Raw genomic sequence first — 15,310 nt, forward strand, 5'->3', positions numbered from 1 at the left:
TCGACTTCGGTGACCAGCAGCGGGTCCGCTACCGCGGCCGCAACGTCGTCGAGCGGTGCTTCAACAAGCTCAAGCAATGGCGCGGGATCGCGATGCGCTCAGACAAGACCGCCCGCAACTACCACGCCGGCCTCTGCCTCGCCGCGACACTCCACTGGCTCACCAGCACCTTTAGCAACACGCCCTACAACGTCTTCAAGATGAAGTACGCGGGCAAGGCCGGCGCCTGGGACAAGAGCACCATCAAATACAACGCGTTCATCACCGTCACCGGCATCCCGCTCGAGGCCCAGGAGTACATGCTCGGCTCACGTTCCGGCCTCGACTGGATCCTGGAGCGCTACCAGGTCAAGACCGACAAAGCATCTGGCATCGTCAACGACCCCAACGACTGGTCTCGCGAACACGAACAACCCCGATACATCCTGGACCTCATCAGCCGCATCGTGACGCTCAGCCTGGAAACCAACCGCAGCGTCAACGATCTACCCGACCTGGCCATCTGAGCCCGAAGCTGTAGACGTGCGCCTGCGGGGACAACAGCCCACCCTCCGTTCCCGGCCACCTCTATTGACGCCCCTCCGGGCGCTTCGTAACGTAACGCCATGAGAAAACTACGCAAGCACCTCATGTCCCTCGCAACGGTCTCTGCTCTGGTCGGAGCCAGCGCCCTTGCGGCCGCAGGCCCAGCCCAGGCCTCGAGCCACATGTACTGGTTCGGCACAAAAGCATCCTGTAACGCCGCCTTAGACAAGGCTCGACCCGGCTTCGGGTCCTTCGTCCGCCTCACTCAAGGATGTGTCCGCAGCGGCAACGGCTACGCGTACACCGTCGCGTTGCGAGATCGCTGATCGACGCAACCGCCCACCTTTACAACGCAAGGGCGACAGTTCGAGATGAACTGTCGCCCTTGTCGTGGCCCGGATACGGTCGGTTCTCGGGCACCACCTTGACCGTCCCGTTTCCCGGTGCTCACACTCGCGTCGTGGGGCGAAGACTCACGGATCAGCCACGGGTCGGATGAGCGCCTAGCACGTGACCTGCAAGAGTAAGACCATAACTCACGCACGTCACCTGAAGCGCCCGGATCTCATGTTCACAACCGCTCTCGCAGGGGCTCTGTCAGATGCGGCAACGCCTCACAGCAAAGGAGTTAAATTGATTCAGGCGATCGCATCATCGTCGCGCGGTCGCGGCTTGGTACCGCCGTGCGGTGAAAAGAGACCAAAGTCGGTCAGCAACTCTCCCATCTGCGTGTTGTCGAGCTTGTCGTAAAGTCGACCCTTGAGGAAGTTCGGTCCGGGGATGTCGACCGTCTCGCCGTCGCGCAGCCGTGCGGTCGCCTTGAGGAGGTATCGGATGTCGTACGTGGAGTTGAACACTTCGGGCACGCCGCGTTCGACCCCAAGTAATTGATAGGTGGCTTCCATCGCTGTGCGGACGGAGTACTCAGTAGTGAAGATCGTGTCGCGGGTGGTCTCCGCGAACTGTCCGAGGAACGCGAAGTTCACGCTGCCCTCGGGCACTACCTGAGGGCGGTCTCCCGCCCTGCGCGGCATGAAGAACGACGTCACATACGGCATCATCACGGGCACCGTCTTCGCAGCCGAGGAGGCGAGTTCGGGGATGTCCTCCACCGGGACACCGAGATGGTACAGCCACTCCTGGGCGATCTCCTCGCCTGTGCACTCCTGCATAGGCTTCTTGACGTAGTCGCCGGGCTTCTCGACAAACAGTCCATACACCCACACGACGATCTCATTGGGTTTCTGTGACTTGAAGTGAGGCTGACGGTTCACGGTCCAACTCATCAACCAGGCGGAGTCCTTGGCAGTGACAATCCCGCCTGTGACCACCTTCCCGCTGAACGGATCGCGTTTGCAGATCTTCTCGATGTACTTCGGGATACGCTCGTCGATCGTCGTGACGGTCGCTGATTCCCACTTGGTCTTATCGATGTCACTGCAGAACACCTCAGGACGGCCGAATTCGGGAGACTTCGCAGCGATCTTCTTCCACAGGTCCCACGCCGGAGCGGGCCCGGTCTTCAGTTCTGGGGCCGTGTGCTGATCGCCGTTGCCCGAGTTCTCGGTGAGCGAACCGATCGTCGCCAAGCAGAGATCGTCCGGACCGAGATCGACGCCACCCGGCTTTCCGTCAGCGATCCAGTCGATGCGGGTCGCCTGGATCCGGCCGTCCTCGATATCGAACTGAACGTCGGTCACCGTGTGTCGGAACCGGAACTGCACGCCATGGTCGTCGAGGAACTTGCGCATCGGCATCACGAGCGACTCATACTGGTTGTATTTAGTGAACTTGAGTGCCGAGAGGTCGGGCAAACCACCGATGTGATGCATGAAACGATGCAGATACAACTTCATCTCGAGTGCGGAATGCCACTCCTCGAACGCGAACATAGTCCGCCAGTAGAGCCAGAAGTTGCTCCCCAGGAAGTCCTTGCCGAAGACATCATCGATGCGCTTGCCCTCCATCTCCTCACGAGTGGCGAGGATGACACCGACGATCTCCTTCTGCGCCTTCTCGGTGAGAGTGAAGAGCTTGTTCGTGTGCGCATCCTTCCCTTGTTTCTCTGTGACACGACAGAGCGACGAGTTCGGATCGTCCTTGTTCAGCCAGTAGAACTCGTCAAGGACGCTGGCTCCTTCGATCTCAAGCGACGGGATCGAACGGAACATGTCCCACAGACACTCCATGTGGTCTTCGAGCTCCCGACCGCCGCGGATGACGAAGCCCTTCTCGGGGTACTTGATCCCGTCGAGAGCTCCACCCGGCAAACCGAGCTCTTCGAGGATAGTGATCTTCTCCCCGCAAACCTGACCATCTCGGATCATGAAGATCGCGGCGGCCATCGCTGCAAGACCACCGCCGACCAGCCACACCGTCTTGTCGTCGGCGCCCTCCGGCTTGCGAGGTCGCGCGAATGCTTCGTAGTTGCCGTTGCTGCGGTACATCTTTTCCACCTTTCAAGGCCACCATCTAAATACGGACATTCAAGTCGATCCGGACCTGGACCGGAAGACCTCCATACAGTCGACCAGCCTTTGCGATTCATGATCTCCCTGAATGTGGTGGTGTTCTCGGTCAGTCAAGCGTTCTTTGACGGCTCATATTGAATCGCCCTGGGTTTCGTTCCGTTCTTCAAGCAAGGATGGAATCGATGAATCAGAAGTACTCGCCCGAGACGCGGGAGAAGGCGTTGCGGATGCTGGACGAGGCGAAGCCCTCGCATCCGAACCTGATGGCCGCGGTGCGTCATGTCGCCGGGCTTCTCGGTATGAGCGCGGAGACGTTGCGGGTGTGGCATCGTCGACGCGAGGTTGACGCGGGCCAGCGGCCCGGAGTCTCGACCGATGTTGCCGAGGAGAACCAGCGGCTGCGGCGTGAGAACGCTGAGCTGCGGAAGGCGAACGAGGTCCTCAAAGCCGCGAGCGTGTTTTTCGCGAAGGAACTCGACCGGCCCTGACCGACATGATCCGCTTCATCGACGAGCATCGGGATCAGTTCGGAGTCGAGTTCCTCTGCCGTGTCCTCCGGGATGCGGTTCCAGGGTTTGTCACCTCCCGTGGGTATCGCGCTGCGAAGACGCGCGTGCCCTCTGCCCGGCAGTTGCGTGACGAGCTGCTCGTGCCGGAGATTCGCCGTCTCCATGAGGAGAACTACGGCGTGTACGGGGTGCGGAAGATGCATGCGCTGCTGCGACGGCAGGGGTGGGATGTCGGACGCGACCAGACCGCCCGCCTCATGGTGCTCGCGGGCGTGCGCGGGGTGGTGCGGTCGAAGAAGGTGTTCACCACGAAGTCCGATCCGACGATCCCGCAGCCGCAGGACCTCGTCAAACGCGACTTCACCGCCCCCGCGCCGCGGCGGCTGTGGATCGCCGACATCACGTATGTCGCGACGTGGGCGGGATTCGCATATGTCGCGTTCGTGATCGACGTGTTCTCCCGCATGATCGTCGGCTGGAATGTCGCGTCGACGTTGAAAGCCGACGTGCTGCCGCTGCAAGCGCTGAACATGGCCGCGTTCAACGCCGCGGGTCCGCTCGATGAGCTCGTTCATCACGCCGACCATGGGTCTAACTACCTCTCCGTCGTCTACACGGATCGGATCGTCGAGATCGGCGCGAAACCGTCCACGGGAACCGTGGGCGACAGTTACGACAACGCCCTCGCCGAGGCGGTCAACGGGCTCTACAAGACCGAGCTCATCCGCTGCCGCGGCCCGTGGCGCACGGTCGAGCAGGTCGAGCTCGCGACACTCGAGTACGTGTGGTGGTGGAACAACTCCCGTCTCCACGGCGAGCTCGGCTACCGCACGCCCGCTGAGGTCGAGGCCGCGTACTACGCTGACCAAGAATCACCCCAGCCCGCCACCGCCGGACAGGGAACCCGATAGGAACGAAACCCAGGGCGATTCACACTGAACGAACCCACCAAGGCATCGGCACCACACCCATCAAGCGAGTGTCACCAACGTCCTGACCAGGTACACCTAGCCGCCGGCCAGAAGAACAAGCATGTCTTTGCTGCCGAGCCGGTGCGCCTGAAGTTCAACAAGGAACTGTCGAACATCCTCGCCGCGAAGTAACCCCTCCGCACGGACGCGGCAGCGACGCCCCACGACCTCCCGGTCGTGGGGCGTCGCTGTGTCCCTGGGGCAGACTGTCCCCATGTTCGTCCTCACCCTGACCCAACGCTACGCCGGGAGCCACGGCGATCGCGTCGATGAACTCCTCGCGGCCCTGGCCCCCCACCCGACCGCTCACCCCTTCCGCCGCTCGTGGGGGGACGAGGCCATCGGCGCGGTGTCCAACCCGGATGCCGCCGTCGCCGCGGCCCTCGTGGCCCTGCGCCAGGGCGGCAAGGAGGGTCGGCGCTTCAGTGTCGGCATCGGGGTGGGGCCGGTGACCGTGGCACCCGACGGCTCGCTCGTCGGTCAGGGGCCGGCGCGTTCCCGCCGCGCGGTGGAGCGCTGCTCGCGACAGGCGATCCCGCTGGGCGTCGAGGCGGGCCCCGCCGGTGTGGCCTTCGAGGGCATGCCCTCCGCCCCGGAGTCCGCGGCGGCGGCCGAGGCGGTCCTCCGCCTGCTCGGCGACCTCGTGGCCCGCCGCAGCGAGGCGGAGTGGGCCGTCATCGACCTGCTGATCCCCGGCGTGCGCGGCCAGCAGCGCGAGGTGGCCTCCGCTCTCGGCATCAGCGTGCAGGCCGTTTCCCAGGCCCTGGCGAGAGCCGGCTGGAGCCGCGAGTGGGAGGCCCGCCCCGCCGCCGCGCTGTTGCTGGGCCTCGCCGCCTTCGCCGTCGAGTAGCCCCCCGCACGCCAGCGGACCGCGAGCGGCTCGCCCCGACCTCAGCCCTGCGTGGCGTAGGCGTCCTGGGCCTTGCGGGGCACGAGCACCACCGGCACCGGCGAGTTCTTCACGATCTTGCCCGCCTGCGAGCCGAGCGAGACGCGCGCGAGCGGTCCGAAGCTGCTGGAACCCACCATGAGCAACTCGCCGGGCAGCCACGCGGCGGACTCGAGCACCTCGGCCCAGCTGTAGCCCACCACGGCGTTGAACGCCGGCGGTGGCGCGTCCGGGTCCAGGCCCCGCACGCGCGCCGCCATGTCCTTTGACCACTCGCCCATGATGTCGCATTGCATGCGGGTTGAGATCCCGGCCACGGATCCGGGCGGATGAGTCACCCCGAAGGAGAGCACCCTAAAGTCGGCGCCCGAATCCTCGGCCACGACACGCGCGCCGAGCAGCAGCTGCCCGGCCGTCGCCGAACCGTCGTAGGCCGCCGTGACCCGTGGGACGCGCTCTGTCCGCCCCACGGAGGCCTCGCGCGGCACGAGCACCACGGGCAGCGGCGCGCTGTAGAGCAGGCTCATGGCCACCGAACCGAGCTCGATGCGCCCCGGCTCGGCGCGGTCGGACGATCCCACCACGAGCCGCTCGGCCTGCACCTCCCTGCACACATCGAGCAACACCTGCCTCACGGACTCGCCCGAGCGCACCAGCACGCGGGCGCGGGTGCCGCGCGGCATCGAGGCGTCGGCCATGGCCAGCGCCTGGGTGAGGTCCTGCGCCCAACTGCCCGCCGCGGCGTCGTCCTCCCCGAACTGTTCAACGCTCACGGCCACGAGGTACAGCTCCAGGCCGTAGGAGCGCGCGAGCAGCGCGCCCACCTGCGCCGACGGCCCCGGATCGTGGCCGGGGGCCACCGCCACCACAACGCTCATGCCTCGCCTCGCTCTGTCTCGGATGCTGGGCCCGCCGTGGTTCGGCGCCCTCGCCCAAGAGCACAAGTACCAGAGGCGCCCGCCGCAGGTCTAGAGAACGACGGCGGCGCACCTTTCGGTGCGCCGCCGCCGGTGGTCGCGGGCCGGGCCGGGTGGGCTCCGCTCAGGCGAGGAGCGAGCGCAGGACGGGCACGAGGCCGTCGTCGTCCACCCCGAGGGTCACCTCGTCGGCGGCGAGCTTCACCTCGTCCGGCGCCTGGCCCATCGCCACGCCGCGGTGGGCCCAGCCGAGCATCTCGATGTCGTTGCGGCCGTCGCCGACCGCCACTGTGGTGGAGCGATCCACCGCGAGGTGGGCGCGCAGGGCCTCGAGGCCGGAGGCCTTCGTGACGCCGCGCGCGGCGATGTCGAGCCACGCGGTCCAGCCCACCGAGTAGGTGACGCCGTGCAGGCCGATGGACTCCACGGCCCGGCCGAAGGCCTCCGCGGTGTCGTCGGTGGAGAAGACCACGAGGCGCACGGCCTCGGCGATCATGAGCTCCTCGAAGGTCACGCCGCGGGCGGCGGCGCCGAAGCTCGCGTCCTGGAAGCGCTCGGTGGAGAGGAAGTCTCCGTTGACGGTCTCGACGGCGTACTTGGCCGCCGGCAGGACGTCGCGCAGGGCCATCAAGGCGGGGGCCGGGTCGAAGCGGCGGCGGTCGGTGACCTCGAAGCCGTCCGGCAGCGAGGCGTCGAGGCGGGCGGTCACGCCACCGTTGGCGCACACGATGTGGCCGCGGTCGATGCCGAGCGACTCGGCGATGGGCAGGGCCGCCCCGAGCGAGCGGCCAGTGGAGATCACCACGTTGTGGCCGGCGGCCACCACGTCGCGGGCCGCCTCGCGGACCGCGGGGGACATGGCCCCCATGTGATCCACGATCGTGCCGTCCACGTCGAGGCACACCATGTACTGCGTGTCGTTGATGGTCTTGTCCTTGTTCTCGAACCGGTCATCGTTGCCGGTCTGCATCATGATGGTCATGTCCCCAGTGCACCACAAGCGCCCCACACTCACCATGACCCGGGTCTCGCGGCGCGGTGAACACTCACCGAACTCCCCGTGAGCGCGCCGTGCGCGGCGCGCCGCGATCCGCGCCGCCTCCCTAGCCACGCCCTCCAGGCAACAACGGCGGGCCGGGACGTCCGTGCGGACGTCCCGGCCCGCCGTCGTGCGTTCAGGCGTGAGGCGCGATCAGGCGATCGGCTCGAAGCGCTCCTGGCCGCCCAGGTACGGGCGCAGGGCCTCCGGGATGGTCACGGAGCCGTCGGCGTTCTGGTGCGTCTCGAGGATCGCGACGATCCAGCGGGTCGTGGCCAGCGTGCCGTTGAGCGTGGCGACCGAACGGGTGCCTGAGGGCTTGCCCTCGGCGTCCAGCACGCGCTCGCGGATGTTCAGGCGGCGGGCCTGGAACGTGGTGCAGTTGGAGGTGGAGGTCAGCTCGCGGAAGGCGTCCTGCGTGGGGACCCAGGCCTCGCAATCGAACTTGCGAGCCGCTGACATGCCCAGGTCGCCGGCGGCCGTGTCGATGACGCGGTAGGCCAGGCCGAGCGACTGGAGCATCTGCTCTTCCCAGCCGAGCAGCTCCTGGTGCACGCGCTGGGCGTCCTCGGGCTTGGCGTAGACGAACATCTCCAGCTTGTTGAACTGGTGCACGCGGATGATGCCGCGTGTGTCCTTGCCGGCCGAGCCGGCCTCGCGGCGGTAGCAGGAGGAGTAGCCGGCGAACTTCTCCGGGCCCTTCTCCAGGTCGATGATCTCGTCTGCGTGGTAGCCGGCGAGTGCCACCTCGGAGGTGCCGACGAGGTAGAGGTCGTCGCGCTCCAGGCGGTAGATCTCGGCGTCGTGGGCCACGTCGAAGCCCGTGCCCTGCATGGTCTCGGGGCGCACCAGGGTGGGGGTGATGATCGGCGTGAAGCCGTTCTTCAGCGCGAGGTCCATGCCCATCTGGATGAGGGCCATCTCCAGGCGCGCGCCCACGCCCTTCAGGAAGTAGAAGCGGGAGCCGGAGACCTTGGCGCCGCGCTCCATGTCGATGGCGCCGAGGAGTTCGCCGAGCTCCAGGTGGTCCTTGGGCTCAAAGCCCTCGGCGGCAAAGTCGCGCGGGGTGCCCACGTGCTTGATCACCACGAAGTCGTCCTCGCCGCCAGCCGGGGCGTCGGCCTCGACCAGGTTGGGGAAGATGCGCAAGAGCTCGTCGCGGGAGGCCTTGGCCTCGCCGGCGGCGGCCTCGGTGGCCTTCACCTGGGCGGCGAGTTCCTTCACCTGCGCCAAGAGGGCATGCTTCTCCTCGCCCTTGGCTGCTGCCACCTGCTTGCCGAAGGCCTTCTGCTCGGCGCGCAGCTGCTCGAATGAGGTCAGCGCCGCGCGGTAGGCGCGGTCGGCCTCCAGCACGGAATCCACGAGAGACACCTCGGCTCCGCGGGCCTCCTGCGAGGCACGGTAGGCGTCTGGGTTCTCTGCAAGGTCCTTGAGGTCGATCACACCCCAAGCCTAACGGGTGTCACTACGATGAGTCCGATCAGCGAATCGCAGACCCATAGCAGTGACGGAACAGGGGAACCGTATGCCGACGACAAACGTGGTGGCCGTGGTCATCAATCCGGTCAAGGGGGAAGCCAAGGAGGCCAGGGAACTGCTGGTGAGCGCCTGCGCCACCGCCGGTCTTCCAGCGCCGCTCTTCTTCGCGACCGCTGAGGACGACGCCGGCCACGCCATGACGCGCGAGGCCCTGGCCGCCGGGGCCACGACCGTCGTCGCGTGCGGCGGCGACGGAACGGTGCGCGCCGTGGCGGAGGAGCTCATCGGCGCCGAGGGCGTCGCGCTCTCCATCCTGCCGCTCGGCACGGGCAACCTGCTGGCCCGCAACCTCGGGATCGACGTGGACGACCTCGAGGCGTGCGCCGCCGTGGCGGTCGGCGAGGAACTCGATCCGGTGGATGCCCTGCGCATCACCCTGCAGCGCCCCGACCGCAGCACGGAGAGCACCATCAGCGTGGTGGCCTCCGGGCTCGGCATCGACGCCGAGGTGATGAACCAGACCTCGGAGGGAGTCAAGAAGGTCATCGGCCCGGCCGCCTACGCCGCGACCGGCGCCGCCAAGATGCTCGGCCTGCGCCGCCACCCGGTGCGCATCAGCGTCGATGAGGGCTCGTGGGAGACCGAGAACGCCCGCACGGTGATGCTGGTCAACGCCGGATACATCCAGGGCGGGCTGCAGTACGTTCCGGGGTCGCGGCACGACGACGGGGTGCAGGACGCCATCGTCATGTCGCCGCGCAGCCTGGCCGGTTGGACGGTGGTCGCCGCCAAGATGCTCCTGAGGTTGAAGCAGGACGTCCCCGTCATCAGCTATCGCTCCGGCACCAGCATGAGCGTGCACACCTTCTACCCCGTCGAGGCGCAGGTGGACGGCGACCCCGTGGGCACGGTGACGGCCATGGAGAGCCAGATCCTGCCGCACGCGCTGCGGGTGCACGTGCCGCGCGAGGAGGACCGGCTCCCGCCCGGCGGGGCACTGGCCAAGATCCTCCCCTCGGCGGTGAGCCCGCAGAAGCTGTGGCCGCGCGTCCAGGAGCGGGCGGCGTCGCTCCTCCCCGGCCGCTGAGCGCTCAGCCCCCGCCCTCGGCCCCCAGCCCCCAGCCCCCAGCCCCCAGCGGCACCTTCGCCTTCTCATCCCGCATTTTTCGTTGAATCCCGCCCCTTTGCCCGGGATTCAACGAAATGTGCGGGAGCGGTGGGGTCGCCACACACGACAGATGCCCGACGGCGGGTGGTCACCACCCGCCGTCGGGCATCTCGCGTCTGGCGTGCGCCGGAGGCCTCAGGCCTCCGTGCGGCCCACGCGGCGCAGCCGCGCGATCCACTCGCCGGCGGCCGCGTAGGCCTGGGCGCTCGCGTGCGCCGGGACCGGCGAGACGAGCGGCGTGGCCGAGGGGTAGGACCCCAGGAAGCGGACGTCGGCGGACATGCGGTGCGCGCCGGCCAGGGCGTCGGCGACGCGCGGCTCGGAGAGGTGCCCCTCCAGGTCCACCGAGAAGAAGTACTGGCCCAGGCCGCCGCCAGTGGGGCGGGACTCGATGCGGGTCAGGTTGACGCCGCGCATAGCGAACTGGTCGAGCAGCTCGCGCAGGCCGCCCGGGTGATCGTCCGTCAGCGTGACGACGGCCGTGGTCTTGTCCGAACCCGTCGCGTCCGGGATGGCGCCGGGGCGGGTCACGAGGATGAATCGCGTAATGGCGCCCGCGTTGTCCTCGACGCCCTCGGCCAGGAGCGTGAGCCCGGCCTGGGTGTCCACGAGCGGGGAGCACAGGGCGGCGTCGTAGGGGCACTCGGGCTCGAGCAGGCCCATGGCGCCGGCCGCCGTGGAGGAGGCGGGGAGGAAGCGCACGCCGGGGATGTGCTTCTCGGCCCAGCCGCGGCACTGCGCCCACGCGTGGCCGTGCGTGGAGATGACCTTGATGTCCTCGAGGCGCTCGATGCCCGGGCGGACGGCCAGCTGGAACGTGACGGGGATGAGGACCTCGGCCACGATCTGCAGGGCGTCGCCGTGGGCCACGGCGTCCAGCGTCGCGGAGACGCCGCCCTCCACCGAATTCTCGATCGGCACCATCGCGGCGTCGACCTCGCCGGCGCGCACGGCGGCGAGCGCCGTGTCGACGCTGACGGCCGGGACGCGCTCGGCATCGGCCGCGCCGTCGACCGTCAGGAGGGCCTGCTCGCAGAAGGTTCCGCTGGGGCCCAGGTAGGAATAGCTCACTTGATCACCGGGGCCTGACCGTTCTCGGAGACGATCTCCTTGCCGGCGTCGATCCACGCGCCGGAGCCGCCGGCCACATTGATGGCCGTGAAGCCCTGGGCGTTCAGCCAGAGCGCGGCCTGCGCGCTGCGTCCGCCCGTGCGGCAGATGACGTAGACGTCCTCGTCGGGGTCCAGCTCGGAGTACTGCAGCGGCAACTCGCCGAGCGGGATGTGGCGGGCGCCCGGGACGTGGCCGGCCTCGAACTCGTAGTCCTCGCGGACGTCCAGGACAAAGGCGCCCTCAGGAACCTCGTTGACGCTGACCTGCTCGACGTTGCTCATGGCGCTGCCCTTCGTGAAAGTCCTGCCGCGGGCCTTCCTCGCGGCTCATCCAGCCTAATCCGTTGCGGCGCCGCGGGCGGTGCCCGTTGCGGACGGCGTTGGCCCCGCCCGCGCGGCAAGGTCCATGATGGAAACCATGAGCGCACCCCTGGCACCCACCCCCGGACCCGCCCGCAGCGTGGACGGCGGCCTGCCGCGCGCAGTCGAGCTGCGTGCGGCCCTCCTGGACGGCTCCCTCAGCGCGGCGGCGCTGCTGCGCCGCTGCTTCGAGCGCATCGACGCGCTCAACGGCGAGCTCGGCTCCTTCGTTTCGTTTGATCGCGAGGGTGCCAAGCGCGCCGCCGCGGAGGCCGACGCCGCCCTGGTCGCCTTCCGCGAGCACGGGGCCCCGGTGCCCCCGCTGACGGGCCTGCCCACGGCGTTCAAGGACCTCGTGGACGTGGCCGGCCTGCCCACCACGTTTGGCACGGCCGCCTACGAGGCGGCGCCGGCCGCCGCCGACGCACCGCTCGCGGCCCGCGTGCGCGCCGCCGGCGCCGTCCTGGTCGGCAAGACCGCCGTCCCGGAATTCGGGCTCTCCTCCCACTCGGAGAACCTGATCCACCCGCCGGCCCGCAACCCGCTTGACCCCGCGACGTCCCCCGGCGGCTCCTCGGGCGGGGCCGCGGCGGCCGTCGCGGCCGGAATGTTGCCCCTGGCCCCCGGCAACGACGGCGGCGGCTCGGTGCGCATCCCCGCCGCCGCGTGCGGGCTGGTTGGCCTGAAGCCCGGGCTCGGCACCCTCCCGGAGGACGTGGCCGGCCTCGACGGCACCCCAGTCTACGTGGACCGCTGGGGAGCGCAGCGCCTGGGCGTCTCCGGCCCCATCGCGCGCGACGCCGAGGATGCCGCCCTGCTCTGGGACGGCCTGACCTTCGACGCCCAGCGCCCCGGCGCCACCGACGCCCTGGACGCCGTCCGCGAGGCGCTGGCGGCCGGCGACGCCTTCGAGGGCCTGCGCGTGGGCTTCACGACGCGCAGCGCCTTCGACAACAACCTGCACCCCGTGCTCTCCCCCGAGGCGCTGGCAGCCTTCCAGCGCGGCCGCGCGCTCATCGAGGGCCTGGGCGCGGACACCGAGGAGGCCGCCTGGATCCTCCCTGACGACATCGCGGCGACGTTCCGCAAGGTGTGGACCGCCGGCCTCGCCGAGGGGACGCTGAGCGAGGAACAGCTGGGCCGGCTCGGCGCGCTCGCCCGCGACTTCCGTGAGGAGGCCCTCGCCCGCCCCGAGGACGTGCAACGCGCCGCCGGGGCCCGGATGCAGGAGATCGGCCAGACCCTCCGCGAGGGCTGGGGCGAATACGACGTCGTCCTCACCCCCGCGCTGGCCCAGACGCCGCGCCCCATCGGCTGGTACACCTCGCGCGACCCGCAGACCGACTACGACCTGCAGTGCCTCTACACGCCGTTCACCTCCATGGTGAACGTGGCCGGCCTGCCCGCCATCGTGGTGCCGGTGTTCTGGACCTCGGACGGCTTCTCCATGGGCGTGCAGCTCATCGGCCGCGCGGGCTCCGAGGTGCAGCTGCTCCAGCTCGCCGCGCTCCTGCAGCGCGCGGCCGGCTGAGCCGGCCGCGGCCAGGCCCGCTCGCGCTTCCGGGTCCCTGAACGACGACGACCCGTCCCCCACGTGGGGGACGGGTCGTTGCGTTGAGGGGGCAATTAGGCCGGGACGACGGCGCCCTCGTGTGCGGCCACGAGCGCACCGATGACCTTGGCCGCGCCCTCCACGACGTCCCGGTCCTCGCGCGGGTGCAGCTCGGCGTAGCGCTTCACGGAGCCGGGGACGGCCAGGAAGACCTCGTCCAGCACGGAGGCACCGGCGATCCCGAGCGCGCGGCGCGCGATCTCCTGCGCCCACACGCCGCCGTACTGACCCAAGGCCGTGCCGACCACGGCCGAAGGCACGCCCTTCACGGCGCCGTTGCCGAAGGGGCGCGAGATCCAATCGATCGCGTTGGCCAGCACGGCCGGGAGCGCGCCGTTGTACTCGGGCGTGACGAGCAGCAGGGCGTCGGCCTCGGAGACGGCCGCGCGCAGCGCCTGAACGGAGGCGGGCGCACCGGCGGCCTCGAGGTCGTCGCTGTAGAAGGGCAGCTCGCCCAGGCCCTCGAAGACGCGCAGTGAGGCGCCCTCCGGCGCGTGCTCCACCAGCCCCTCGGCGAGCGAGCGGTTGGTCGAGGCGGCGCGCAGCGAGCCAACCAAAACGAGAACGGACGTGGTCACGGGTACTCCTGGGGATGATGCTGATGCGGGCCGCGGGGGCGGCCCCTCCCCCACCGTGCCACGCACCCGAGGCGCGGCGCGCGCCGGCGCGTCACACGCCGTCGTGCATCGAAAAGAAGTCACGCCGCCGCGCCCAAGGCGCCAGGCGCCCCGTGCACGACGGCGTGTGGCGCGTGAGCGGGCCGGCTACAGGACGCGCTTGAGCAGCGCCGACTTGGCGGAACCGTACGGCGGGTAGACGACCTTCAAGGTGTCGAGGCGCGTGCCCTTGTTGAGGGTTGGACGCTGCTGGCTGAACGTGTCGAAGCCGGCCTTGCCGTGGTACGCGCCGATGCCGGAGGCCCCCACGCCGCCGAAGGGCAGCTCGGGCACGGCCAGGTGGATGTTGGTCGCGTTGACTCCCACGGCGCCCGCGCGCACGCCCTCCTCGAAGGCGCGGATGACGCCGGAGCGCTCCGTGAAGACGTAGGCGGCGAGCGGGTCGGGGCGATCGCCGATGAAGCGCAGGGCATCGTCGAAGCTCGGCACGGAGAGAATCGGCAGGATGGGGCCGAAGATCTCCTCCTGCATGACGGGCGAGTCGGAGTCCACGCCCGTGAGGATGGTGGGCGCCACGTAGCGATCGGCCTCGTCCACCTGGCCGCCGGCGAGGATGGTGCCCTCCTCCAGCAGCCCCGCGAGGCGCTGGACGTGGTTGACGTTGATGATCCGGCCGAAGTCCTTTGACTCCTGCGGGTTGGCCCCGTAGAACTCCTTGATGACCTTGCCGAGGGCCTTCGCCAGGCGCGGCCCAGTCTCCCCCACGGCGAGGACGTAGTCGGGGGCCACGCAGGTCTGCCCGGCGTTCATGAACTTGCCGTAGGCCAGGCGACGGGCGACCGACATGATGTCGCCGTCGTTGACCACCACGGGGCACTTGCCGCCGAGCTCCAGCGTGACGGGGGTGAGCTGGCGGGCGGCGGCCTCGTAGACGATCCGCCCCACCCGCTCGCCGCCCGTGTACAGGATGTGGTCGAACTTCTCCTGGAGCAGCTCCGTGGTCACCTCGGGGCCGCCCGTCACGATGCCCACGGCGCGGTGATCGAGGAACTGCGGGATGATCCGCTCCAGCAGGGCCGAGGTGGCCGGGGCCAGCTCGCTGGGCTTGAGCACCACGGTGTTGCCGGCGGCGATGGCCTCCACGAGCGGGGCCAGCGTGAGGTTGATGGGGTAGTTCCACGGCGCGATGATCAGCACCATCCCGAGCGGCCGGGCCGTGACGGTGGTGGTGACGGGGGCCAGCACAAAGGGGCTCGGGACGGAGCGGGTTCGCATCCAGTCCTCGAGGTGGCGCTTGGCGTGGTCGAGGCCCGTCTGCACGATCTGCAGCTCTGTGGCCTGCGACTCCACCTGGTTCTTGCCGAGGTCCGCGGCGAGCGCGGAGAAGATCTCCTCGCGGTGCACGCGCAGCATGCGGTCGAAGGCCTCCAGCTGCGCCATGCGGAAGCGGCGCGAGTGCGCCACGCGGCTGCGGGCACCCTCGCGCAGGTGTCGTGCCGTCTCGGCCGGCGAGCGCAGCGCCGCGGCACCCGGGTCGACGCGGACGCGGTCGGTGGGGACGGCGGGGGGAACCTGGCTGGCGCTCATGCGGCGACACTATCCCCCGAAGCGCAAAGAAGCCTCGATGAAACGCGAGGCGTC

At 69.2% G+C, this 15,310-nt stretch carries 13 protein-coding genes and 1 other annotated feature; of the genes, 5 read left to right on the forward strand and 8 right to left on the reverse strand.

Annotated elements, in window-relative coordinates:
* Positions 1-506, forward strand: a 506-nt coding sequence (locus DWB68_RS07725) for a type ISP restriction/modification enzyme (protein ID WP_325048554.1), incomplete at its 5' end; no start/stop codon positions are given.
* 657 nt (positions 507-1,163) lie between these two features.
* Here the strand turns inward: DWB68_RS07725 and DWB68_RS07730 are convergent.
* A complete protein-coding gene (locus DWB68_RS07730) occupies positions 1,164-2,972 on the reverse strand; it encodes an oleate hydratase (protein ID WP_119424571.1) in 1,809 nt (602 codons plus the stop codon).
* Between the two features lie 197 nt (positions 2,973-3,169).
* Between DWB68_RS07730 and DWB68_RS07735 the strand changes: the two genes are divergently transcribed.
* A protein-coding gene (locus DWB68_RS07735; protein WP_407645673.1) for an IS3 family transposase occupies positions 3,170-4,416 on the forward strand; the annotation gives its coding sequence in 2 pieces (ribosomal slippage) (positions 3,170-3,464 and positions 3,464-4,416; 1,248 coding nt in all).
* Positions 3,451-3,554 (forward strand) — a sequence feature (AL1L pseudoknot). Its footprint overlaps the gene before it by 104 nt.
* A gap of 274 nt (positions 4,417-4,690) precedes the next feature.
* The gene (locus tag DWB68_RS07740; RefSeq protein ID WP_119424573.1) at positions 4,691-5,326 is read left to right on the forward strand and encodes a hypothetical protein; all 636 of its coding nucleotides are present in this window, start codon (positions 4,691-4,693) and stop codon (positions 5,324-5,326) included.
* Between the two features lie 41 nt (positions 5,327-5,367).
* Here DWB68_RS07740 and DWB68_RS07745 read toward each other — a convergent pair whose 3' ends face one another.
* The 3 genes from DWB68_RS07745 to serS form a co-directional block, all read right to left on the reverse strand.
* On the reverse strand, positions 5,368-6,243 hold the full coding sequence (locus DWB68_RS07745) for a universal stress protein (RefSeq protein WP_119424574.1): 876 nt from the start codon (positions 6,241-6,243) through the stop codon (positions 5,368-5,370).
* 163 nt (positions 6,244-6,406) lie between these two features.
* Positions 6,407-7,264: an HAD family hydrolase gene (locus DWB68_RS07750; RefSeq protein WP_119424575.1), complete on the reverse strand. Its 858-nt coding sequence runs from the start codon at positions 7,262-7,264 to the stop codon at positions 6,407-6,409.
* 210 nt (positions 7,265-7,474) lie between these two features.
* On the reverse strand, positions 7,475-8,764 hold the full coding sequence (gene serS / locus DWB68_RS07755; RefSeq protein WP_119424576.1) for a serine--tRNA ligase: 1,290 nt from the start codon (positions 8,762-8,764) through the stop codon (positions 7,475-7,477).
* An 82-nt stretch (positions 8,765-8,846) separates the two neighbouring features.
* Between serS and DWB68_RS07760 the strand changes: the two genes are divergently transcribed.
* Positions 8,847-9,887, forward strand: coding sequence for a diacylglycerol/lipid kinase family protein (locus DWB68_RS07760; protein ID WP_119424577.1), 1,041 nt, complete (start codon positions 8,847-8,849; stop codon positions 9,885-9,887).
* Between the two features lie 216 nt (positions 9,888-10,103).
* On the opposite strand, the gene pheA is transcribed toward DWB68_RS07760, so the two are convergent.
* Together pheA and DWB68_RS07770 are read right to left on the reverse strand one after the other, a co-directional pair.
* Positions 10,104-11,039 (reverse strand): prephenate dehydratase, encoded by a 936-nt coding sequence (gene pheA, locus DWB68_RS07765; protein WP_119424578.1) that lies wholly within the window; start codon positions 11,037-11,039, stop codon positions 10,104-10,106.
* Positions 11,036-11,362: a rhodanese-like domain-containing protein gene (locus DWB68_RS07770; protein WP_119424579.1), complete on the reverse strand. Its 327-nt coding sequence runs from the start codon at positions 11,360-11,362 to the stop codon at positions 11,036-11,038. Before DWB68_RS07770 ends, pheA begins: the two co-directional genes overlap by 4 nt.
* A gap of 136 nt (positions 11,363-11,498) precedes the next feature.
* On the opposite strand from DWB68_RS07770, the gene DWB68_RS07775 reads away from it, so the two are divergent.
* Positions 11,499-12,971 carry an amidase gene (locus DWB68_RS07775; protein WP_119424580.1) on the forward strand — a complete coding sequence of 491 codons (1,473 nt, stop codon included), beginning with the start codon at positions 11,499-11,501 and terminating at the stop codon, positions 12,969-12,971.
* A gap of 95 nt (positions 12,972-13,066) precedes the next feature.
* Here the strand turns inward: DWB68_RS07775 and DWB68_RS07780 are convergent, their stop codons facing one another.
* Together DWB68_RS07780 and DWB68_RS07785 are read right to left on the reverse strand one after the other, a co-directional pair.
* Positions 13,067-13,630: an NADPH-dependent FMN reductase gene (locus DWB68_RS07780; RefSeq protein WP_119424581.1), complete on the reverse strand. Its 564-nt coding sequence runs from the start codon at positions 13,628-13,630 to the stop codon at positions 13,067-13,069.
* Between the two features lie 186 nt (positions 13,631-13,816).
* Positions 13,817-15,256 (reverse strand): aldehyde dehydrogenase family protein, encoded by a 1,440-nt coding sequence (locus tag DWB68_RS07785; protein ID WP_119424582.1) that lies wholly within the window; start codon positions 15,254-15,256, stop codon positions 13,817-13,819.
* Positions 15,257-15,310 lie beyond the last annotated feature (54 nt).

Source organism: Galactobacter valiniphilus, assembly GCF_003575975.1.
Classification (GTDB): Bacteria; Actinomycetota; Actinomycetes; order Actinomycetales; family Micrococcaceae; genus Galactobacter; species Galactobacter valiniphilus.

Bases quoted from the DNA above. Each gene is read 5' to 3' on its own strand.
- DWB68_RS07745 (WP_119424574.1), bottom strand. From the start codon at position 6,243: ATGAGCGTTGTGGTGGCGGTGGCCCCCGGCCACGATCCGGGGCCGTCG.
- DWB68_RS07730 (WP_119424571.1), bottom strand. From the start codon at position 2,972: ATGTACCGCAGCAACGGCAACTACGAAGCATTCGCGCGACCTCGCAAG.
- DWB68_RS07775 (WP_119424580.1), top strand. From the start codon at position 11,499: ATGAGCGCACCCCTGGCACCCACCCCCGGACCCGCCCGCAGCGTGGAC.
- DWB68_RS07770 (WP_119424579.1), bottom strand. From the start codon at position 11,362: ATGAGCAACGTCGAGCAGGTCAGCGTCAACGAGGTTCCTGAGGGCGCC.
- DWB68_RS07785 (WP_119424582.1), bottom strand. From the start codon at position 15,256: ATGAGCGCCAGCCAGGTTCCCCCCGCCGTCCCCACCGACCGCGTCCGC.
- DWB68_RS07740 (WP_119424573.1), top strand. From the start codon at position 4,691: ATGTTCGTCCTCACCCTGACCCAACGCTACGCCGGGAGCCACGGCGAT.
- DWB68_RS07760 (WP_119424577.1), top strand. From the start codon at position 8,847: ATGCCGACGACAAACGTGGTGGCCGTGGTCATCAATCCGGTCAAGGGG.
- DWB68_RS07750 (WP_119424575.1), bottom strand. From the start codon at position 7,264: ATGACCATCATGATGCAGACCGGCAACGATGACCGGTTCGAGAACAAG.